The organism is Cohnella baijiui, from assembly GCF_020731285.1.
Classification (GTDB): domain Bacteria; phylum Bacillota; class Bacilli; order Paenibacillales; family Paenibacillaceae; genus Cohnella.
The window spans coordinates 70622-94188 of sequence record NZ_JAJFOW010000004.1 but is presented as its reverse complement, the minus strand read 5'-3'; the positions used below and the strand labels follow the sequence as shown (position 1 = coordinate 94188).

The following is a 23567-nucleotide window of genomic DNA, read 5'->3' as shown; positions in this document are numbered from 1 at the left end:
AAACTTCGGGTCTGACGACGCGGGAACACTTCCTTCGCGGGGGAGGAAGTGTTCCGCTGGCGGGAGACGATGGCGACGGCCCTCGCGCCCTTATTTGGTGCCGATCATGTCGGTAAACTTCTTCACGACGTCCGCCTTCATTTCGGCCGCTTTGGCGCGGTCGTAAGCGACGAGATCGACGCTGTCGATCGGCTGCATCCCTTCGGGAGGAGCGACGTCCGGGCGCACGGAGTACCGGTTGGACATCTGCGTATTCATCTCCCCGACTTCCTTGGTCAACAGCCAGTCGACGAACTTCTTCGCGTTCTCCGTGTTGGCCCCGCCTTTGACGATGCCGACGCCGCCGATTTCGAACGCGGTCATCTTCGGCACGATCACCTTGATCGGGTAGCCCTGCTTGGCCGACTTGACGATGTCGTGGGCCCAGGACATGCCGGCCACGAATTCGCCCGTCGCGGTCAGGTTGATGCCGTCGCCCGCCTTTGGCGTGTAGTGGTGGACGTTGGCGTTCAGCTGCTTCAAGTAGTCCCATCCTTTGTCCTCCCCGAGGCGGAACAGCTGATCCGCGACGAAGATGTAGCCGCCGCCCGCCGTCGCGGGGTTGGACGTAATGAACAGCCCTTTGTAGGCGGGGTCGAGCAGGTCGTCCCACGTTTCGGGCTCCTTCACCCCTTTGGGCGCCAGCTCTTTCTCGAACCGTTCCTTGTTCAGCACGATGCCCAGCACACCCATGTACCAGCCTTGCCAGTACCCGTTCGGATCGTTGAACTTGGCGTCAAGCTCGCCTGCGTTCGGCGACGTATACTTCTCCAGGAGTCCCTGCTCGGCCAGCGGCTGGTAAAACTCTACAGACCCGCCCACGAGGATGTCCGCCTTCGGGGAATCCTTCTCCGCTTGCACGCGGGTGCTGGCCTCACCGGCGCTGCCCAGGTTCAAATACTCGATCTCGATGCCGGTGTCTTCCTTGAACTTCTTCTTCAGTTGGATCACGTCGTCTTCGTTCAAGGCGGAATACAACACCAGCTTGGTCGATGCCGGAGCGCTTGAAGCCTCCGGGCTGGCCGTCGCGCCGGACGACGCGCTCTCCGTGCCGCTGGCGGAAGGGCTCGACGCCTCGCCGCCGTTTCCGTTGCCCTGACCGCACGCGCTCAATACCGCCATGCTTGCCAGCAGTACCATTGCCAGTACGTTCCCCGTTCTTTTTCTCCATCTCCTGAACATCGATGATCCTCCTATTCGATCGCGAAGCTGTCTGACATCTATACTGTAAAAAACGAGTGTTAACGGCGCATCAATCGCCCGTAAATTTTTATTAACGCTTTGGGAGCAACAAAAAAAGCACCGCCGGCGGAGGCGATGCAGCAGGGGGTATGCGATATGGGCGACGATCAGTCGCGCTTGACGAACAGCTGGAACGCGCTGCTCTTGAGGTAATCGAGCGAGTAGAACACGGGGCGGTCTTCCTCGTCGAAATGCAGCTGCTTCAGCAGAAGCAGCTCGCCGCCGAGCACTTCGGCCGCTTTGCGGTCGCGCTCGCCGGCGCCTCCGACCGCGCAGATCTCGGTCATCGCATAGGCGATGCGGATGCCCAGCTTGCTCCGGAGAAAGTCGAAGATCGCGCCGGAGAAGCCGGCCTCGAAATGATCGGCGGCGATCTCGCGCGGCAAAATATTGTAGTAGAACGCAACCTTCTGGCCGTCCGCGGTCCGGATCCGCTCCAGCACGACGACCGGATCGTCCGTGCGGAGCTTTTCGAGCCACTCGGGCTCCGCCGCGCGGGTATAGATCTTCACGTCGGTCTCGCTTTCCCGGAATCCGACGCTTTTGATCATTTCGCCAAGGCTGCGGAGCTTGTTCAACGGATTGAAAATGGTGGAGGGCCGCTCGTTCACATAGGTGCCGACGCCGTTTTTGCTGATCAGGATGCCTTCTCTTTGCAGCATTTTGAGAGATTCCCGCAACGTGGGGCGGCTCACCTCGAACGCCTTGGCCAGCTCGGGCTCGGAAGGCAGCTTCTCTCCCGGCTGAAGCTCTCCCGCGTTGATCCTGCGCTCGATCTCTTCCTTGATGCGAATGTACCGCAGCTTTTTTTCCATTCCGCCGATCCTCTCGGTTAGGGGGCGCCGCCGAAGGCGTGCCCTATTTTTTCTCCAGACTACCAAAATTGCGCTCCCTCTGCCAACAGGACGATCGACGCATGGCACCTGCGGCCCGCTCGGATCGCAGATGCCTTCGAGGCGGTCATCGCCGGCTTCGCCGGCGCCAACATTTGGATTTATCCGTCCGTTAATCCCCCTCTTACATTCCGCTAACGGTGCCGTGACACTCCGCTAATATAATGGCAAGGAAGACGCGCCATTCAACATTCGTACATACCTTAAGGGGGCTCTTAATTTGTTCAACAGAAAAACATGGGGAAGACAAGCCATTGCGGCAGTGCTAGGCGCCCTGCTTGCGCTGAATCCGCTGCTGGGCGAGCTGCTGCCCGGAACGGGGGCCAAGGCGTCGGCGGCGACCGGCGACCGGAACGCCGATCATATCGTCATCAGCCAAATCTTCTCGGGCGGAACGGACAACTTCAGCAAGGGCCCGTCCATCTACTCCCATGACTATGTCGAGCTTTACAATCCGACGAACGCGGATGTCAGCCTGACGAATTGGTCGGTCCAATACGCCGTGTACAATTCGTTGGACGGCATGGATTGGAACGTAGCTCCGCTTGGGACGGATCCGTCCAAAAGCACGATCAAGGCGCACGGCTTCTATCTGGTCAAGCTGGGAACCAAAAAGGCCTCGGAAGCCGCGGATCCGACCAAATTCGTCAAGGAGCTGACGGACAGCTTCGCCGACGCGATCGCGCCGGCAGGCTTCCCCCATCTGAACAAGGACGGCGGCAAGATCGCGCTGGTTCAGACGACGGACAAGCTGACGGCTCAAAAGCCGGCGGCCGTTGACTTCGTCGGCTACGGCGCCAGCAACGCGGCGAATGCCTATGAAGGGACGGGCGTGGCGCCGGACGGCTCCTATCAGAAGGGGCTCGTTCGCAAAGGGGTGGACGCCGGCGGCAACGTCGTCGGCGCCACCGACGCCTTCGTGACCGGCTACGGCAACGGCTACGACACGGATGACAACCTGAATGACTTCGTACAGGTCAAAGGCGCCTTCGTCGCGCGAAACAGCACCATGCGCGAGCCCGCGATTCAGGGCGCGGCCGATGCGGGCGCGAACGCGGTGATCATGGCTTCGCCTACCGAGGTCAGCCAAGGGCAATCGTTCAAGATCAACCTGTCCGTCGGCCTTGTACGCGCGGGAGCGCTGACCGCGGGGACGGACTTCGTCCTGAGCGGCCTGCCGACAGGGCTGACAACGACCGCGACGGGCGCGAGCGACGGCAAGTCGATCGTCTTCGAGGTCGGCGGGACGGCCGAATCGCCGGTGACGGCGGACGCCGCGCTCCAGGTGGTCGTCAAGGGCGCCGCGCTGGCGCCGGCGAACGCGTACCCCGATTCGGCCGGCATCGGCGGCATTCAGCTGTTTCACGCTTCCGTGCATCCCCAAGTGACGGGCACGGCGGTGCCGGGCGCCGCCCAGGCCGCCATGAAGAACGCGCGGGAGATCGATCCAGCGCAAGCCGGCTTCGCCGTTCAACTGACGGGCGCCAGCATCCTCCGCGACGTGACGGAAGCCGCCCCGCTGACGGAGGGAACGGACTACGCGGTCGGAGGTTTGCCGGCAGGGCTGTCGCTTCAAGCATCGGCCGATGCCGTCGCGAACCGAATCGTGTTCATCGTCGCCGGCCAAGCCGCTTCGCCCGTTCTGAACGACACGGACCTGACGGTGGTCATCAAAGGGGCTGCCGTTCGGGCGGCCGGCGCGACGGATTCGGAGCCCGTGACCGGCTTCAAGCTGCTGCGTGCCCATACGGCCGTGGACGGCAGCCAAGCGCGGAAAGCCTATGTGGAACAGCAGATCGTTCTGGTCAATCAATTCTTCAACGATCCGGTCACGAAGGCGTACAAGTACAGCGCGGACGGCTTGGCGGGCAATGTCTTCACCTTTTTCCGGGGGACGAACGCCCTGTACGAAGCCGATCTGCAGACGGGCGTGCTGCCGCTGCCGCAGGAGCTTCGCGCCTACGAAGGCATTGAATCGTATGTGCAGGGCGACGCCCATATCCAGAACGTCGGGTTCTTCAACGACGCCACAGGCGAGGCGGTCTTCGACCTGAACGACCCGGACAGCTCGGACGTCGGCCATTTCTACGACGATCTGCTTCGCTTCGCGACGAGCATCTATCTGGCGAAGTACGACAGCTCCGGCACGGCCATCGCGAACGCGACGGACGGGGATCTCCGGTGGGCCGCGAGACAGTTTTTGGATACCTATAAAAATACCGTTCTCGGCATCCAAGGCGGCGCCATCGACGAGACGAAGTACAAGCTGACGAACGACCGGTTGTCCGCCTATACGAAGTCGGCGATCAACAAGGTCACAAGCAAAGCGGGCGCGACGCTGGCCGCCGCGCGCACCGCGCAAGTCGCGAAGTGGAACAGCGATATCAACAAAGCGGGCTCGACGAAATACCAGGCCGCCACGGCGGCCGAGCTCGCGGAGCTCTCCTCCCATTGGAATAGCTACCTGCAAAATATCAGAGCCGATTCGACGCTGAGCGATGCGGACTTCGGCCGCTTCTTCACCGTCAAGAAAATCGTTCGCCGCATCAACCAAGGCATCGGCAGCATGGGCGTGCTCCGCTACAACGTCTTGATCGAAGGACCTTCCTCCTCCGACGCGGACGACATCCTCCTGGACGTGAAGGAGCAGCGCCAGGATGCCAACAAGTCCAAGCAAGCCTACCGGGCATTGTCGATCGATACCGATCCCTATCTGGGCGTGCTGACCGGTTCGGATCGCACCTATCTCGTGCGGGAGATTTCTCCTTACAAAGGTGATTACACCGACAGTACGTTTGCGGCATTGGGCCATCTGGGCGAATACGTCGCCGACGCGGGTGCCGCTTATGCCCTTGCCCACGCCCGTTCCGACAACGATTCGCCAAAAGGCGGCCTGCAAAATAGCTTCGAAGACGCGTTTGCGGCGGATGTGGCGCCGAACTGGGACATGCTCGCGACGCTCATGCTGAATGCGGCCGAAGACTACGCGCATCAAGTCGTGCAGGATTATGCTTTGGTCGCGGCTGATATGAAGGCGGGCAAGCTGATCGACGTCGCTACCCTGGATCGGCTGACCGTCAGTCAGAGCCAGCTCAGCCCGAACTTCTCGCCATCTCAGACGAACTATACGGTGGGCGTCGAACATGACGTTGAAACACTCGAGATTCAAGCAACGGCTACGGATGCGCTGTCCTCGGTCGTCCTGAACGGGGAAGTCTATTCTTCCGGACAACCGAAGTCTATCGCGTTGAAAGTCGGAGAGAATGTCATTGCCGTGATCGTCACCGCGCAGGACGGCACAACGACGAAGCACTACAACGTCGCGGTGACGCGGGCTCCGGACGTCGATCCGTCGACGCCGCCGACGCCGACACCGACGCCGACACCGACGCCAACACCGACGCCAACGCTGGAGCCGTCTCCGTCGACACCGCCATCGGGACCGTCCGCGCCGACGCCGTCGCCTTCCGCTGCGCCCACTCCCTCGCCTGAAGCAGGGACCGTCGTACAAATCCCTGGCGGTGTAGAGGTAAGCGCCAAAGCGATCGCAACCCGGGAACAGCAGGATGCGGACGGCCAGCCGGTCCGGATCTCTTCGATCGCCGCCGAAGCTTTGAAGGACGCGCTGACGCGCCTGTCCGGCTCCGGACTGGACAGCCCGGTCCTTCAGGTGGCGTTGCCGTCCGATTCAATGAAGCCGTTGGAGCTTCAACTGCCCGCCGCATCGTTGACGGGGTCCGCAGCGCCGGCCGGCACGGTGCTGCAAGTGAATGCAGGCTTTGCGGGTTATCGTCTGCCGCTGGCGGCCGTCCCGTTCGGCACGCTCGCCGCCGACTTGGGAACCTCGCTCGCCGACATGACGATCACGATCCGCCTCGCTTCGGCCGCCGATCCGGAAGCCGCCGCTGCAAGGAATACCCTGCAGCGAGCCGGTTATACGCCGGTCGGCGATCCCGTCACCTTTGCGGTGTTCGCTGAGGCGAAGAACGGCAAGCGCGTCGAGGTGACCGACTTCGGAGGCGCCTACGTCCCCCGGACGATCGCCTATCCGAGCACAATCGAATCCGGCCGCCTGCTGGCCGTACGGATCGGGAAGGACGGCGCCGTCACGATCGTTCCGGCTACGTTCCATCAAGGACAAGCCGTCATTTTCAGCCCGAGCAACAGCACTTATGCGCTTGTGCAGGTCAAATCCAAGACCTTCTCCGATTTGGCCGCCTCCTGGGCGAAGCCGGAGATCGAGCTGCTTGCCGCGAAGGGCATCATGAACGGGACGTCCGCCACCGCCTTCTCGCCGCGCGTTTCGATCACCCGCGCGGAGTTCGCCGCCCTGCTGTCGCGCGCCATGGCCTTGCGGGCACCGGCCGCTCCGGCTGCATTTACGGATGTAGGCGCAACGGCCTGGTACGCGGAGGCCGTCGGAGCTGCCCGGCAGGCCGGACTAATCGACGGCTTTGCCGACGGCACCTTCCGGCCGAACGCGCCGATCACCCGCGAACAGATCGCGGTCCTGATCGACCGCGCCGCGAAGCTGTCGGGCCAGCCGTTGACCATGGGACAGCCGGCCTCTCCGTTCAAGGATCAGGCCCTCATCGGCGCCTGGGCACGCGAAGCCGTCGCGGCCGCCCAAGCCGCGGGTTTCGTCCAGGGCCGTAACGACGGCACCTTTGCGCCGGCCCAAGCCGTCACCCGCGCGGAAGCGGCCGTGATGCTGAGCCGTCTGCTGAAGGCAGTCGGATTTATGAACGGCTGAGGCGTTCCGGCCTTAAGCTTATCTATCATGAGAGCCGAAAAAGCAGTTCCCCGGCGGTCGCATGCCGCCGGGGAACTGCTTTTTGTTTGGTCTCTAGTCGCCAACAGGAGAAGGGGGCGGCCAAGGCGAATGTTCTATATCGAAACATAGTCGAAGCCGGGGAGGAATTTCCATGAACACCGTTCCCTCAAGTCGCATCACGCATTTTTCGGCTGTCTTTTTCGCGTCCGATCGGAAAGCCGTGCTGGATTATTATCGCCAACTCGGGTTTTGGTGCGACGAAGTCATGGGGTTCGTCGAGCGCGACGGCCTGCACATGATCTTCCACGAGAGCGAGCCCGCCCGGGAGATCGTTCCCCATGCGCGCACGCACGGTCCCGAGGCTCTCCATGTATTCGCCATGGTCGAAGGCGTGGACGGGCTTTACGAGGAGTTCAGGTCGAAGGGCGCAGTTTTCCAGTATGAGCTTCGCACCAATGAATACCGGATGCGGGAATTCGCTATACGGGATCCCCAGGGCTATACGATCGGGTTCGGCGAGCCGGTGGCGTGAACCTGCGGACAAGCTCTATACGCCGACGCGTCCGGCGCATTCGCGTCGGCCCATCGAAGCGCGTGTCGCCTGTTCGTATTGAAAAACCGTGCCGGTCTGTGCCACAATAAAATAGCATACGTCTTCGTCTATAAGTCTCTCCATTAACCGAATCGGAGGTACATATCATGAAAACGATTAAACTCGGCACGAGCACGCTCGAAGTACCCGTCGTCGCGGTCGGCTGCATGCGCATCAACGGACTGGACAAGCCCCAGGCCGAGCAGTTCGTTCGGACGGCGCTCGAAGAAGGTGCGAACTTCTTCGAGCATGCGGACATCTACGGCGGCGGCAAGTGCGAGGAGATCTTCGCCGACGCCATCCAGATGAGCCCGAGCGTCCGCGAGCAGGTGATCCTGCAATCCAAGTGCGGCATCCGCCAAGGCATGTTCGACTTTTCCAAGGAGCATATCCTAAATTCGGTCGACGGCATCCTGAAGCGGCTACGGACCGAATACCTGGACGTGCTGCTGCTGCACCGGCCGGACACGCTCGTCGAGCCGGAAGAAGTAGCCGAAGCGTTCGACCAGCTGGAGCGTTCGGGCAAAGTACGCCACTTCGGCGTCTCGAACCAAAATCCGATGCAGATCCAGCTGCTGAAAAAGCACGTGAAGCAGCCGATCGTCGCCAACCAGCTGCAGCTCAGCGTTACGAACGCGACGATGATCTCCCAAGGCTTCAACGTCAACATGGAAAATGCGTCCGCGGTGAATCGCGACGGCAGCGTCCTCGACTTCTGCAGGCTGCACGACATCACGATCCAGCCGTGGTCGCCGTTCCAATACGGCTTCTTCGAAGGCGTGTTCCTCGGCAACGACAAGTTCCCGGAGCTGAACAAGAAGATCGACGAAGTCGCGGCCAAATACGAAGTGAGCAACACGACGATCGCCATCGCTTGGCTGCTCCGCCACCCGGCGAACATGCAGCCGGTCATCGGCACGATGAACCTCCAGCGGCTCAAGGACTGCTGCAAAGCCGCCGACATCCGTCTGACGCGCGAAGAGTGGTACGACATCTTCCGTTCGGCGGGCAACGTGCTGCCTTGATGATTGCAGGTTGATGCGCGGACTCTGTTACCGAAGAAGTTCACAAGTACGAGAAGCCTCCACCCCGTTGCAAGCGGGGTAGAAGGCTTCTTTTCGTTTATCAAAAAATAGCTTTTCGAAAAGCATTCCGTGACACGATGGCTTATCTGTGTCCTAGCCACTTACGGAGGGCATTTCAATTCGCTTACCCCGTGCTGGGGGCGACTCGCCGGTGCGACGGCATTGTTCTTCTTCACAAATTTCAATCCATGCATTTCGTGTGGAGTGCGACCTTAGAGGATTCTAACCTCTGATACTCGGCTTAATTCAATCCACGTACCCTATGCGGGGTGCGACTAGCCTCAGCTTCCAGGCGCCCCCGTCCGCTTCATTTCAATCCACGCGCCCCGTGCGGGTGCGACATTCCTTCACCGCATCGCCGACCTTATTCAGGTTAATTCAATCCACGCACCCCGTGCGGGGTGCGACTCCGGTAGCCTGCCATATGCTCATGAGCTTGTTATTTCAATCCACGCACCCCGTAGGGAGTGCGGCTTTCGGCGATTTCCTTCGGGTCATGCCAGTCCTTATTTCAATCCACGCACCCTATGCGGAGTGCGACTTGTTACGGCAGGGGATCCAGCCTCCCCATTCAAATTTCAATCCAGGCACCCTATGCGGGGTGCGACTTGACCGACGATCGTGATACTCGTCACCTGATATTTCAATCCACGCACCCTATGCGGGGTGCGATCCGCCTTGGTACGCTTGTAGGATACCGCTGCATTATTTCAATCCACGCACCCCGTGCGGGGTGCGACAACGATCGTGATGCGGTCGGCCTGATCCTGGCGCAATTCCAATCCACGCACCCCGTGCGGGGTGCGACGGCCGTTAACCTTCACCTGCGGATGCCATCATGTATTTCAATCCACGCACCCCGTGAGGGGTGCGACCGTAAACGGGGACGCTGAAACGTAGCGCTTGATATTTCAATCCATGCACTCTGTGCGGGGTGCGACCCGACGGGCGAAGCCCCCCGGCCGCTGCCTGATAATTTCAATCCACGCACCCCGTGCGGGGTGCGACCGCCGAGACATTATTTTTCCGATTCCCCAAAATATTTCAATCCACGCACCCCGTGCGGGGTGCGACCTAGGTATCTATCGGCGCGGCGACCCTATGGAGATTTCAATCCACGCACCCCGTGCGGGGTGCGACCAGCCCGAGGCCGACCCCGGCCCCGGCCATGTAATTTCAATCCACGCACCCCGTGCGGGGTGCGACGACGCCTTGTTCCTCATCGGCCAGCCCGATCTCATTTCAATCCACGCACCCCGTGCGGGGTGCGACTGTGATTTCGGAGTCATTCCCGGCGTACGATGTATTTCAATCCACGCACCCCGTGCGGGGTGCGACACGAGCATTACGCCACCATCACGGCCGTCCTCGTAATTTCAATCCACGCACCCCGTGCGGGGTGCGACCGTCCGAATATAGCAGCCGTCTTCCGTTGCTGTATTTCAATCCACGCACCCCGTGCGGGGTGCGACTGCTGCTTATATAGCTGCTCTACAGCCTCATAATCATTTCAATCCACGCACCCCGTGCGGGGTGCGACCACGCCTCCTGCCGTACTTCCGGCCTCATAAGTTGATTTCAATCCACGCACCCCGTGCGGGGTGCGACAGGGTTGGGCGCGGCTCCCCAATGCACCTTGATCATTTCAATCCACGCACCCCGTGCGGGGTGCGACGCCGATTATCTCCGTTCGCATCGTCGCCCAATTTCAATCCACGCACCCCGTGCGGGGTGCGACTACTCCGGTAAACGAGCTGGAGACGGTAATCGAATTTCAATCCACGCACCCCGTGCGGGGTGCGACTTTCTTCCGCATAGCGAGCATAATCAAGATAAAATTTCAATCCACGCACCCCGTGCGGGGTGCGACGCGCCGCTCTAAGCGTTTAAAGTCATGTTTCCTATTTCAATCCACGCACCCCGTGCGGGGTGCGACGACAGGCATACGAAGAAGGAATAAAAATTAAAGCATTTCAATCCACGCACCCCGTGCGGGGTGCGACGCGGACGAACGGGTTCGTCAGCAACATTTTGGAATTTCAATCCACGCACCCCGTGCGGGGTGCGACCGAAGCGAACCACCCGGAGACAGAGCACTATTGTATTTCAATCCACGCACCCCGTGCGGGGTGCGACCAGCTTGTAAGCCGTTTACATCCGAGATGTTATATTTCAATCCACGCACCCCGTGCGGGGTGCGACATCGCAGTTTTGGAAGGAGCACGTCCTGAAGAAATTTCAATCCACGCACCCCGTGCGGGGTGCGACCGAGCGGCTGGGCCCGCGCCCCTTGCGCAGACGAATTTCAATCCACGCACCCCGTGCGGGGTGCGACCTAAAACGCCCTGCTATTCAAGAGCTTATAAAAATTTCAATCCACGCACCCCGTGCGGGGTGCGACGTAATGTTCAAATTTACGTATCTCATGTTCGGAATTTCAATCCACGCACCCCGTGCGGGGTGCGACACGGCGGCGGCGCTACTGGCTTTTCGCGGCTCTGATTTCAATCCACGCACCCCGTGCGGGGTGCGACTGAAATATCTCCAGAAATCACGATTATGAAAAACATTTCAATCCACGCACCCCGTGCGGGGTGCGACTTTCAGGTGGTAATGCTACGGCAAATCAAGTTATTATTTCAATCCACGCACCCCGTGCGGGGTGCGACCCGCCTCCCACTCCTCATCCTCTGCTGACCATTATTTCAATCCACGCACCCCGTGCGGGGTGCGACCCTCATACTTTGCGTAAAGTTGTCCATTGTTCTTATTTCAATCCACGCACCCCGTGCGGGGTGCGACCACCTGCGCGGCCGGCTCACCGTCCGCCATCAGCAATTTCAATCCACGCACCCCGTGCGGGGTGCGACGCGAACCCTTGGGGAGATGTGGAGTCCGAATAATGGATTTCAATCCACGCACCCCGTGCGGGGTGCGACCATTGGTGAACTTCTCGGATTTGAATTGATAAGTATTTCAATCCACGCACCCCGTGCGGGGTGCGACCTGTCTCGTTGTCGTCGGAGTTACTTTCTAAAAATTTCAATCCACGCACCCCGTGCGGGGTGCGACCAGATTTGTAACAAAAATAAGTGTGCAAAAATTAATTTCAATCCACGCACCCCGTGCGGGGTGCGACAGCTGCATTACAGCCAAATCAAATGAAAGACATGCAATTACATTCAAAAATTACTTGGAATTACATTGACTTTGCTAAAAATGCAGTCATTTAAACGAAATTATGTTCCTCATGTCAGGATTTTTAGGTGCGAATGTCCCTGGGATTTCATGTTCGCTTCACATTCGCACTAAAAAATAAGTGGTCCTTCTACATCAAAAGAAGACTTTGCTCCCACATGCTCAACCTTGCTTCTGTGATTATTGCCAAGTTGATAAAATCGCAGGCTGTCCTCTTCCTGATTGATTAGCTCAATCAGCTTCAATTTTAGTGTCTTAAATTGTGTAGCATCCACAACACATTCAAATACGGAGTTTTGGACGCGCTGACCATAACTCAAACAAGCTCTCGAAACCTGTCTAAGTCTTCTTTTTCCTGCAGCGTCCATTGTACGAACATCATAGGTGATCAATACCAACAACATATTCACCTACTTCCATAAGAAAGGCGGATACTCATCCAGATCATTTCGCAAGTATCGAGCTAATAAGAGAGATTGAACATGCGGTACCAGCCCCCAAGAAATCTTCTCTCCTAGATAGGGATGAGTGATACTTTCTTGTTTTTTGCTTTGCCAAGCGGTCAAAAGCGTCCTTCGGGCGTCGTCTTTCATAATCACTGCGCCATTTTCTTTCACTTGAAAGTCATCTTTACCCACCATTTTCTTATTGATAAGCGACAATACAAATCGGTCCGCAAAAACCCCTCTTAACTCTTCCATTACATCAAGCGCTAGAGAGGCTCGACCCGGTCGATCCCGGTGCAAAAATCCAACATATGCATCCAGCCCCACACCTTCCAAAGCAGCAGCCACGTCGTTGGACAGCAAGGTATAGGTAAATGAAAGCATTGCGTTGACAGGATCAAGCGGTGGCCTGCGGGAACGCAGTCGAAATGAAAAATCTTCTTTTTGCTGTAAGATCATCTGGTCAAACAACGAATTGTAGCGGATGGCTGCTTGCCCCTCTAAACCTCTTAACCTCTCCAGATCACCACATGACCGGATCTCAAGAAGAATAGAGGTCAACTGCTTCGAAACTTCTTTAAACTTATCGACATCCACTCGCAACGGATAATCCCGAGTCGCCCGCTCCAATAGCCACTTTTGGTTAAAAATCTTTCCAATTATAAAATTGCGTGCAACCAATGCAGATTGAGCTTCATCCTCGGATATTTGATATTGATTCTTTCTCAGCACGACATTTCCCTTGCTGGATCCAATGACCCGTGCCAGAAATCTACCGTTCATGGTCATAAAGACCAATGCGATATTACGCTCGGCACAATACCCCATTAGCGCTGGGCTAGCTCCGGTGTATCCGAATGCAACAATCGATTCGAGATTGTGAAGCGGCAGTCTTCCCAATTTCTCTTGCTCTTTAACCAGCACAACATTGTCGCCGTCTAGGGACAGATATACATCAGGTTGTGTAACATACAACGTATTGAGCAGCTTTTTCATTCTTGAATTTTCCCCTCAACATAGCTTCTAACGGTCCGCTTGCTTGCAAGCTCAGGCAGACAGATCGATTGAAGGGAACAACTGCGACAGTGGGAGCCATATTGTACCCGTGGCGTTTGCTTGCGTACATAATAGTCCCACATCTCGACAAAAGTTTGCTTGACCCGACGCTTTACTTCGGATGTGATCGGCAATTCGACCCGATGTTTAATTTCGTCATAGTAGAGATAGCCTGTCTCCACCCGGCAGAGCAGCATTTCCTCCAGGCACATGGCTTGCGCAGCTAGCTGCATGATATCCTCATCCGATTTTTTGGGCCTGCCACGTTTGTATTCTACCGGATACGCAATGTACTTGCCGTCAGCTCCCTGAATCGGAACGCCCCGGTCATCCCGTATAAATTCAACCACATCGCAAATGCCGGCCACCTTCATCGATTCCGATCTTACGGGCATGGCGCGTACAATCAGCTTGTTTCCCCGCTTCTCCCTTGTGAATGGCTGGTCGGCTTTTCGGTGCACATGCTGCCCTTCAATGGTCTTCACATTTTCCATCCATTGCTGCTCGATATGGATCAAAGCCCACTGCCGCTTGCAAAACTGAAAGTGCTGAATACCCGACAACATCAAATCGGAATCATACTCGTCATCGACCATCGATTTCTTCGGCAAGCAAGCCTTCCAAAGGCTGAATCTCGAAAGAATAGTCTTCAAATCCTTTGGGTTCTTCAACATTCTTCTTGATCACCAACGAACGATGCACTTTGGCGGAGGAATGCTGGCCGAGCTTGGAGCGATGCTCCCACCAGTAAACTTTGTGAACTTCCATGCTTCCTTCCGGCCGCGCGGAAGAAGAATCGTTTTCAAAAAGAGACAGGAGCGCCTGTTTAATCTTTTCGGCGTCATCATTGGTGAAGCCGGTCTTTTCCGCCAGTTGCACGTTAATGCTCCCATAGAAAACGTAGACACCCGAGTCGACGCGATGCTTCATGCCCATCGTATCTGAACCTCGGTCCTTTCCCGGTTCGGAATTCACACTCTTGGTAATCTGAGTACTCGTAATATCGACAGGATCCAGACTTGTCGCGGCATGAATCGATACCGGTCCCCGAACGCCTACGGAGACGCCCGTTCCCGCCTTGTCGGCTTTGAAGGCGAACAACTGACCGAAGGCTCGGACATCGAGCCATTGTTCGCAAGCGATACGGGCGAATTCATCGCTTGAACCTGTCTTGGACTTCAGGATCTTGTCTAATTCGGGGTTCGACTCTGCACGCTCCTTTAAGCTGCCGTAAGCATCGGATTTACGATCGTTAGACTGAACAAAGATCATCTCGCCCAGATCCTGCAGGCGGTTCCGGATTTTACGCTTAATCGCGACATCGGAGATCTCTCCGAATCCATCATAGTTTTGGCGTGGCCGGTTGCCGTTCAGCGGATCTCCGTTTGGATTTGCCCTTGTCACGGATAGAACAACTGCAAAATCAATTTTATGATCCAAAATAGCCATCTTGATCTCTCCTTTTACGAATTAGATGTTTATTCACTCGGTTCTTGTTCTTGTTTTTGTTTTTTCTGATACAACTCATGGCGCTGGCTATAAAATCCGAGCAGGTAGACGCCTGATAGCGGTCGGTTATTAAATTGATCTATCGGGATTTTGGAACCGATTTCGTCAATGATTTTATTCCAATAGGTTGCTTTTGCACCCAGCCTGGCCTGGTAAGGTTGTAGGCTGGCCTGGATAGTCCCCCAGGTACGGGCCGGATGCCTGGAGAATGCATTCATGTAGCGGATAGCATTCGTCGAACGATTCTCTTCAAGCGCAACTCTTTCTAGCACATCGGCAACCGCCAGCAACCGACCGAATAGATAGTCGCGATCATGATTGTCATAATCTAACGCCACTTGGTATCCCCCCTTATATTGATGATTGACTAATGCACAAGTGATGCTGAGCGTTTTTTCCCACTCCCACCGCTCCATGCCTATTGGGTTGGATGCCCGCTGGCAAGCACTAGACACGATATCGCGCGGAATCTCTCGCTGCTCGTCCAGAATGCAGGGAAGCATGCGCTCCATCAACCCTTTAACTACTTTGTCACCCGCTCTCGGTCCATAAGAGGCAAAGGCGATATCTTTCGTCGCGGGTGCCCCGTAGAAATGAAACCGATCGCCCTCCGCAGCAGTATGATACCGATGCAGCCAGGCACACGTCGTATGCCACTTCACCAGACGATCCAGATAAAGCCTTTTGTCCATATTCCGATAGTAGAGAACCGCCATCCGCCCCGTCGTTGCAGAATCCAGTACCAGGATGTTCACATTTTCTTTCGACGCCCTGGAAAGGCGATTGCGATATCCGTCCAATGCTTTCGATACTTCCAGCGCATACTCCTTGGCAGTGTAGGCCGCTGTGTCCTTGGCCGGACCAGCTGCTTCAGGGATAGCGAACGGATCGTCTGCGAGGCTAGGGATGTCCGGATCTTCATTCCCCCATACGAGGAACACCCGCTGATCGATTATCTTGCCCTGACGGTTGATCAGCCACTTCAGCGCATTATGCGCTTTCTGAGAAACCTCATAGCTGATGTTTGCTGCTTCACGGCTATCGGCAAACCGTCCCCGATAGGTGAATCCAGATTTGTCATTGGCTGAGATTAGCTTGGCCTTGTCCGCCGCATTGCGAATCTTGTTGGCATGCTTGTCCGTGCTCGGACGCATCTCGCCCGTCACGTAACAAAGATCGTCCTCTCGCAATTCCTCCCGATAATAACGAATGAACGATTCATAGACTGCCGGATCTTTCCATACCTCCGCATACAGCTTAGGCGAGTATACATTGAACCGGACAAAGAGGCTCTCGGGTCCTCCGACCATCACGGAAAAGATAGGCGGTTTGATATCCGGCTTGTCCCATTTTTCGATCAACCGGTTATTCTCATCGACATGAAGGACTCGCTCCGCTACCAGATCCTGAATCAGATGCCCTTTGCTCAGATAACGATAAATGCTCTTAATCTGGTTGACGGCATAAGGCGACTCTGCCCATGCGCGCAAGTTGGAAATGTAAGCTTGGAATGGCTCTTCCTTCTTTACCTGTCCCCCATATGCCGCAAAGTCGCCCGCTACATAACTAATCTTGTCATGCAGCGGGTAAGGCGCCACCACTGCGCCTGCACGACTCGCCGAGTCTTCGGTACACGGAATCAGGGTGATGGCATTGCCCTTTTCGATAACATTTGCTGAATGAAACTCACCATCTTCCGTAATACGAACCTCGATATGAGCTGTTTGCGTGGTATGGGAAATGGGTAGAAGCGTATATTCCTGCTCGTTGCGCTTCTTCTCGATCTTGCCGATCTGATCAAGGTGCGACTCGTAGGTTTCATATAGATTAAGCAGCCAGCTCACGGATCTCCCCCCTCTGCCAGCTTATCAAATAGCTTATCGGCCGATTCAACGTCTCCGCTGGCGAATGCTTTCGGCTGCATGTCGGCAATTACGCGTACCTCTGTGCATGCCTCCGGTCGAATGAAGCGGATGACGCCATTGCACATGACCGGTCGCCAGAGACGAACTTCTAGCTGATTGCGCCCCGTCTCGTCTGGATAGTTGATGCCGTGGACCATCGGACCGAAATGGATCTCGCCTTCATAGTTGTCGTAATAGCCGTCCCCTTCATCAAATGCGCACGGCTCGACATAAGCTTGACACTCTCGGGTGCCCAAAAAGATGTCTCGACGTCCTCCGGCCTTCAGCGCGCGTTTCATGATGTTGTGGTGCTTCTCTTCATTCCGATCGTGAGCTAAATCCGGCCGGTACGGATTAAATTCAAAATGCGCCCGCACGTGGTATCGCGGCTCCCTGAGATAGGTATAATTGGCCAGCGTGTTGCCTCCCCCATACTCGATCGGACGAATCCCCTTCGACTCCATGCGGATTGGATTCATGATTCGGACTTCGTCCACGATCATCAGCAGCGTAGGCTTCCAGTAGATCGATTCCACAATTCCTTTAAGCGCCTGGTAGGTGGGAATTTGGTACGACAGCTTCTCGCCCCCCAGCTTGGTCAAGGGATCGGTGAATAGCGCATACGGTCCCCACACCGCAAACTCAATTCCGTTTCTCATCGATTCACCTCCTCCTCTCGTAAATGCAAGTATCTATTTGAAGTACTACCTCCCGATTTCGAGGGTTCGGGAGGGCGGGTTAAAACCACAAAGTTCTTTGTTCTAAAACATCTCCAACCCAAACGGGCTCTCATTGTCCACATCGACCCCAAAATCCAAGTTGTATGCACTTTCCCTGAGCGCCCAAATTTTCCCGTTCAGCAGGCTGACGAGTCCACCATTGTTTGATAGCCGCTCTTTTTCAAACCGGAACAGATTGACCGTATACGGCTGTGCTTCTCGTAGCAGCCTCGAAAGGCTTCCGATCGTGTCGTTTCCGCTGAGCCGGGCGATCAGATCTTTTGCCGCATCCCCATAGGGCACGATCGCTGAGCTTGTCATACCGTCGATGACTTGGAAGTGATCCGCCGCCGTTCTATAACTATTGGCAATGACTAAAGGCAGATTTTCGCCTTTTCTTTGGCGATAATTCACATGGAATGGATGTCCGCCTTTACCTGACATCAACAAAGCGGTCATATCATACCCCAGAGCAGGAATGGGATAATCTAAATCCGATTGAAAGTGAGCGAACAGCATTTCGAAGTACCGCTTCATCGCGGGACCCGACAAGAGATGTCCGCCGTGCGCATCCGGATTGCGCTTAAGATCAATGAGAATATTTCGGGCAATATGCCCCCCTTGCCTGATCTCCGGCAGATGATCCAGCTTCTCCTCTGCATGGTCAATCACGTAGACCGGCCTGATGCCGTCTCGGCCGTGACGATTGCACCTGCCTGCTGCCTGCGCGATAGAATCCAGGCCTGCCAGCGACCGCACAACACAATCAAAGCTGATATCCACGCCTGCTTCGATTAGCTGCGTGCTTATACAAATGACTTTCTCATCACGATCTAGATATGCCTTTACCTGATTCAGCACATGATTCCGATGCTCAGCGCACATCGAGGTACTGAGATGAAACAATGGAAAGCCACAGCCTTGTAGTTGCCTGTAAAGCTGCCTCACGACAGATTTTGTATTTAAGATGACGAGCATACTTTGCACTTGATCGATCTGTTCGACGACAGACTCCGCCAGCTTCTCCGTATCAAACTGTTCGCCGGTCGCTTTATCAACAATCTCAACTCGTTTGAATGCCCCGATCACTTGGTCCAGGTCACCAATAATCTCATCATCGGTTTTTAGCTGATTTTTCACAAAGTCCAGCGCCGGTTGTGTCGCCGTGCACAGCACAATTGTGGATTTTCCTTTCTCTTTCAAGAAATTCAGGGCAAGATTAAACAAAGAGACGCAATGGGTAGGTACCTTTTGCACTTCATCAAAGATAATGACGGACCCGCAAAGATTGTGAAGTCTTCGAATATTCCGACTTCGTCGGGCATAGAAAGCATCTAGAAACTGTACCATGGTGGTGAACAGAATCGGCGTGTCCCAGTTGTCCTTGGCCAGATTCAAACGTTGCCGCACCGTAGCCAAGCCATCCTCTTGCTCATCCTCTTCGTCATAGTCATCGATCATATTGGAGTGATACTCCAGAATATTCGAATCATCTTGCAGGATCCGGCGCACCTCTTCGGCATTCTGTTCGATAATTGTGGTATAGGGGACGATATAGATGATGCGTTTCATACCATACTTAATCGCATGTTTCAAAGCGTATCGCAAACTGGCCAAGGTCTTGCCTCCCCCAGTCGGGATAGACAAGGCGTAGATGCCAGGCGATCTCTCGGCAAACCGTTCGCATTGCTCGGACATGTTCCGTCGGAGCTGGTTTACTTCCGACGCTGCATCGTCACGCAGCCAAAAGGAATCCAGTTTAGTCATTAGTTTGTCATAGTAATGAGAGAATAAAGCTATACGTTCATCCTCTGGCGATGACTCCTGTGCATCAAATTCACCTTCTTCGAATCGACGCGTATCTGTCCGATCTGCATCAATCAGCGAACTGAAGACGAACTTGGCAAGGAAGTGCAACTTATTCTCGGCTGATGACTCTGAGGGATTAGTCAAGTATGTTTCTAGTTCTTGTACTGCTTGGGCCACGTATCGTTCAAATTCCCTCTCGTCCATCACTTTTTCATAGAATAGCTCTTCCGAGCGGCTGAATTCCTCAAGCTGCAGATCCCTGACGCGCAAAAGATATTTCGACTCCAGGTCTTGCCCCAAGAAATCATGCAGATAAGAGTGATGCGAGATGATGGAATTGCCGACTAGCTCCGCGAGCATCATCTCGTATTTCGAGGATCGTCCAGTAGCGTGATAACGTTGGTACAGCAATTTCCCGCCTGCCGTCGAATGATCAACGCTTCCTCGCTTCGGCGGCGCGTTCGGGTGGGTGACTGCTTCCAAGAGGTATGATCTAAACTTCTCCGTAAATTTTCCGAGATCATGCAACAGACCGGCAAGCCCCGCGATATGGCGAACCCCCAGCTTTTCACCCGCTGCCTCCGCCAAAATACGTACACCGTGCAGGTGCTCTTCAACGGTTTGGATCTTCCCATCTTTGGCGCGGATATGAGCAATTGATTCCATACCACGTCTCCATTCCTATATCATTTGATGCGAAAGACCTTCTCTTCTCCCCTTCCATTTTATATCGAGTAGTATTTTTTTCCTAGTAAAATTTGGGACGGAAGTAAATATTGTCTTTGCCTCTTGGCATTCTCTCGTGCAACATTTAAGTCAACCTTCTCTGAATAAATGTCGGTGCGAAGGAAGTAAATTGGCTCGCTCATACTTACTATGTTGGAAACGAGGCGCTGACGGGCCACTCTGGTTTATGTTCCAACCCTGCATTCACTCATTGTCTTTCGGCGGTTGGTATGGTCTACAGGACCTAAATTAGCATGCTCCGCACGGGATGCGGCGTGTATTCAACAAAGTAATTTCTACAGACCCCAGCTCAAGAGATTTCAATTCACGCATCTATGCACGGTACAACACTCGGCCACTCCGGTTTCCGTGTCGCACACATAATTTCAATCCACGCATCCGTGGGGGTGCGACGATGTGACCCGTACACCTTGCCGAGTCTCTCGAACACATTTCAATCCACGCACCCGTGCGAGGTGTGACCGACCCTCATACATTGAGGCGCACCTCCTCTTGATTTCAATCCACGCACCCGTGCGGGGTGCGACACCCGACAACGAACACGGTCTACGCCATCGAGATTTCAATCCACGCACCCGTGCGGGGTGCGACCGAGAACGTCATCACAACAGGCCCGGAGATCGAAATTTCAATCCACGCACCCGTGCGGGGTGCGACGGTAAAGGTACGTTGGACGTTGTGGCTCGAACACATTTCAATCCACGCACCCGTGCGGGGTGCGACATATCGAAGGCATCCAGCGCCATGTACACGGATATTTCAATCCACGCACCCGTGCGGGGTGCGACCCCCTAAGCATCGGCAGCCACCCGTTCACAGATCAATTTCAATCCACGCACCCGTGCGGGGTGCGACGTTTATGCCAAACAATACGCCAGGGAAGTGAGGAATTTCAATCCACGCACCCGTGCGGGGTGCGACCATAAAACAAAGCGCATCTAATGTTGACAATTTATTTCAATCCACGCACCCGTGCGGGGTGCGACGGGGTTTCATGTTCGGACCAATGCTCACCGAGAGCATTTCAATCCACGCACCCGTGCGGGGTGCGACGGCAAGATGGGTTCATCCTCACTTTGCCATCGGAGATTTCAATCCACGCACCCGTGCGGGGTGCGACTAAGTTGTTCATGTACCGGTAATTGATGATCGCATTTCAATCCACGCACCCGTGCGGGGTGCGACGAATTTCTGCATAAGCATATTTGAGCGTATAGGATTTCAATCCACGCACCCGTGCGGGGTGCGACGCTACGGGCGCCAGGCGTGAAATACCTATCCCGATTTCAATCCACGCACCCGTGCGGGGTGCGACCGCCGGCACGGCTGCACCGGTTGACGGCCAAGCAATTTCAATCCACGCACCCGTGCGGGGTGCGACGCCCGCGAATCAAGCTTCAATCCGAATGCTAAATTTCAATCCACGCACCCGTGCGGGGTGCGACGGCTTGAAGCAGAAAAAAGAGAAGCAAGCAAAGTATTTCAATCCACGCACCCGTGCGGGGTGCGACACGCCAAACGGTATTTTAGTGACGGACAAGTTTATTTCAATCCACGCACCCGTGCGGGGTGCGACTACGGACATCATTAACGGTGTCCATGCCGATAGCATTTCAATCCACGCACCCGTGCGGGGTGCGACCGGACTTGTTCGGATCATCAATAGCACAGAGGAGATTTCAATCCACGCACCCGTGCGGGGTGCGACCTCAAGCAAGTCAAAACGTAGGGCAGGGTATGAATTTCAATCCACGCACCCGTGCGGGGTGCGACAGAGTAAATACGGACCCACGCTGGGGGGCTAAATATTTCAATCCACGCACCCGTGCGGGGTGCGACGGCGCTGAAGGTCAAAGAGTACCTGAATTACAAATTTCAATCCACGCACCCGTGCGGGGTGCGACGCGATTCATAGTTACCGAGGTTCTTCGTGAAGGTATTTCAATCCACGCACCCGTGCGGGGTGCGACACGATGAACTACTGTTTGAAGTAAAATCATTCGTATTTCAATCCACGCACCCGTGCGGGGTGCGACGTCCGGGTCGGGCGGCTTTTTGTATGGAAAAACAATTTCAATCCACGCACCCGTGCGGGGTGCGACATACGACAAAGGCACCAACACCGTGCGCGTCAACGATTTCAATCCACGCACCCGTGCGGGGTGCGACGGATCGAAACGTTCATCTAGCCTCGGCTGGATATTTCAATCCACGCACCCGTGCGGGGTGCGACCAACCAGACAAAGGAGACCTACAACCCTGATACCGATTTCAATCCACGCACCCGTGCGGGGTGCGACTTGCGAATTCCCATATATGATCAGTCCTTTTGATAATTTCAATCCACGCACCCGTGCGGGGTGCGACCGATATGCGGCGGAACTTTAGTCATGTGTAGGGGATTTCAATCCACGCACCCGTGCGGGGTGCGACGTGCTTCCCGATCGCCCTGGATATTCATGTAGTTATTTCAATCCACGCACCCGTGCGGGGTGCGACAGCATATCTCGAAGCACAAGAAGCTGCCGTGGTGATTTCAATCCACGCACCCGTGCGGGGTGCGACTAAAAAGGGTTGGCAAACACTCAGCGGATTCATATTTCAATCCACGCACCCGTGCGGGGTGCGACCAGCCATGCCGCCCTTTCGTACGGCGATCTCGTAATTTCAATCCACGCACCCGTGCGGGGTGCGACTCCTTAGCGCGGTAGGCTTTGACCGCGTCGAGGATATTTCAATCCACGCACCCGTGCGGGGTGCGACTTTCCGGCAGTTTTTCGCGTGAGGGCCTGATCGGATTTCAATCCACGCACCCGTGCGGGGTGCGACGGGCGAAGCAGTTGAATGCTCCCAAACAGTACAGATTTCAATCCACGCACCCGTGCGGGGTGCGACCACGACTACTTGGTCGCCAAGTTCGCACAATGATATTTCAATCCACGCACCCGTGCGGGGTGCGACCTATTTTGGCCATGGCGTCACCGTGATGATGCTATTTCAATCCACGCACCCGTGCGGGGTGCGACTTCCACCATCATCTGTAATAATCATATAATCATAATTTCAATCCACGCACCCGTGCGGGGTGCGACAGCGAATTTCAGATAAATTCTAACAAAAAACACAACATCACAACCAATTACGTGAATGATGGGTTTGAGTCTAAATAGACGCAAAGTAAAACGTAGAAAATAAGCAGGAAAATGTCCATTTTTCTGGTGCGAATGTCACTAGTAATGTATGTGCACTTCACATTCGCACTTTATTCAGTTAACTATTTATATTCTGCATGGCATCTGATTTCCCTTTCAATATTCTGGATATACAAGTTGGCGCGAGTCGTCCCGCTCCGCCACGTCATTCCTGTACTGGTCCTTCAGCTGGACCGTAATCACCGTTTGGCTGGCGCCGTCGGTCGGCAGCGACCGGCTGGCGGCGGGGATCACGATGCGGTCTGCGGTCGGCACGCCAGCGACTAAGCTCACGGCGGCGAGCTCCGGCAGGATCGCGCCGTCTACCTCCGCACACACGTAAGGACGCCCGCCGCGGTCTGT

At 55.5% G+C, this 23567-nt stretch carries 13 protein-coding genes and 2 CRISPR repeat arrays; of the genes, 3 read left to right on the top strand and 10 right to left on the bottom strand.

Annotated features, from left to right (window positions below; genetic code table 11):
- Window positions 1-90 precede the first annotated feature (90 nt).
- Window positions 91-1221: an extracellular solute-binding protein gene (locus LKX83_RS05715; protein WP_227881207.1), complete on the bottom strand. Its 1131-nt coding sequence runs from the start codon at window positions 1219-1221 to the stop codon at window positions 91-93.
- 167 nt (window positions 1222-1388) lie between these two features.
- A complete protein-coding gene (locus LKX83_RS05710; protein ID WP_227881206.1) occupies window positions 1389-2096 on the bottom strand; it encodes a GntR family transcriptional regulator in 708 nt (235 codons plus the stop codon).
- A gap of 298 nt (window positions 2097-2394) precedes the next feature.
- Between LKX83_RS05710 and LKX83_RS05705 the strand changes: the two genes are divergently transcribed.
- The 3 genes from LKX83_RS05705 to LKX83_RS05695 all read left to right on the top strand — a co-directional run bounded on the left by LKX83_RS05705 (window position 2395) and on the right by LKX83_RS05695 (window position 8565).
- Window positions 2395-6927 (top strand): DUF2252 family protein, encoded by a 4533-nt coding sequence (locus tag LKX83_RS05705; protein ID WP_227881205.1) that lies wholly within the window; start codon window positions 2395-2397, stop codon window positions 6925-6927.
- 172 nt (window positions 6928-7099) lie between these two features.
- Window positions 7100-7480 carry a VOC family protein gene (locus LKX83_RS05700; RefSeq protein ID WP_227881204.1) on the top strand — a complete coding sequence of 127 codons (381 nt, stop codon included), beginning with the start codon at window positions 7100-7102 and terminating at the stop codon, window positions 7478-7480.
- A gap of 167 nt (window positions 7481-7647) precedes the next feature.
- Window positions 7648-8565: an aldo/keto reductase gene (locus LKX83_RS05695; protein ID WP_227881203.1), complete on the top strand. Its 918-nt coding sequence runs from the start codon at window positions 7648-7650 to the stop codon at window positions 8563-8565.
- Between the two features lie 435 nt (window positions 8566-9000).
- Window positions 9001-11764: a CRISPR direct-repeat array (repeat unit 33 nt; unit sequence ATTTCAATCCACGCACCCCGTGCGGGGTGCGAC).
- A gap of 169 nt (window positions 11765-11933) precedes the next feature.
- Here the strand turns inward: LKX83_RS05695 and cas2 are convergent.
- From cas2 to LKX83_RS05655, 8 genes are all read right to left on the bottom strand, one after another.
- Window positions 11934-12224, bottom strand: a complete 291-nt coding sequence (gene cas2, locus LKX83_RS05690) for a CRISPR-associated endonuclease Cas2 (RefSeq protein ID WP_227881411.1) — start codon at window positions 12222-12224, stop codon at window positions 11934-11936.
- A 9-nt stretch (window positions 12225-12233) separates the two neighbouring features.
- Window positions 12234-13265 carry a type I-C CRISPR-associated endonuclease Cas1c gene (cas1c, locus tag LKX83_RS05685; protein WP_227881202.1) on the bottom strand — a complete coding sequence of 344 codons (1032 nt, stop codon included), beginning with the start codon at window positions 13263-13265 and terminating at the stop codon, window positions 12234-12236.
- Window positions 13262-13921: a CRISPR-associated protein Cas4 gene (cas4, locus tag LKX83_RS05680; protein WP_227881410.1), complete on the bottom strand. Its 660-nt coding sequence runs from the start codon at window positions 13919-13921 to the stop codon at window positions 13262-13264. The genes cas1c and cas4 overlap by 4 nt, the downstream gene beginning before the upstream one ends.
- Window positions 13911-14774, bottom strand: a complete 864-nt coding sequence (gene cas7c / locus LKX83_RS05675; protein ID WP_227881201.1) for a type I-C CRISPR-associated protein Cas7/Csd2 — start codon at window positions 14772-14774, stop codon at window positions 13911-13913. The genes cas4 and cas7c overlap by 11 nt, the downstream gene beginning before the upstream one ends.
- Window positions 14775-14803: 29 nt before the next feature.
- Window positions 14804-16678, bottom strand: a complete 1875-nt coding sequence (gene cas8c / locus LKX83_RS05670) for a type I-C CRISPR-associated protein Cas8c/Csd1 (RefSeq protein ID WP_227881200.1) — start codon at window positions 16676-16678, stop codon at window positions 14804-14806.
- On the bottom strand, window positions 16675-17397 hold the full coding sequence (gene cas5c, locus LKX83_RS05665; protein ID WP_227881199.1) for a type I-C CRISPR-associated protein Cas5c: 723 nt from the start codon (window positions 17395-17397) through the stop codon (window positions 16675-16677). Before cas5c ends, cas8c begins: the two co-directional genes overlap by 4 nt.
- Window positions 17398-17499: 102 nt before the next feature.
- Window positions 17500-19932 (bottom strand): CRISPR-associated helicase Cas3', encoded by a 2433-nt coding sequence (cas3, locus tag LKX83_RS05660; protein WP_227881198.1) that lies wholly within the window; start codon window positions 19930-19932, stop codon window positions 17500-17502.
- 511 nt (window positions 19933-20443) lie between these two features.
- Window positions 20444-23105: a CRISPR direct-repeat array (repeat unit 32 nt; unit sequence ATTTCAATCCACGCACCCGTGCGGGGTGCGAC).
- A 216-nt stretch (window positions 23106-23321) separates the two neighbouring features.
- On the bottom strand, window positions 23322-23498 hold the full coding sequence (locus tag LKX83_RS05655; RefSeq protein ID WP_227881197.1) for a hypothetical protein: 177 nt from the start codon (window positions 23496-23498) through the stop codon (window positions 23322-23324).
- Window positions 23499-23567 lie beyond the last annotated feature (69 nt).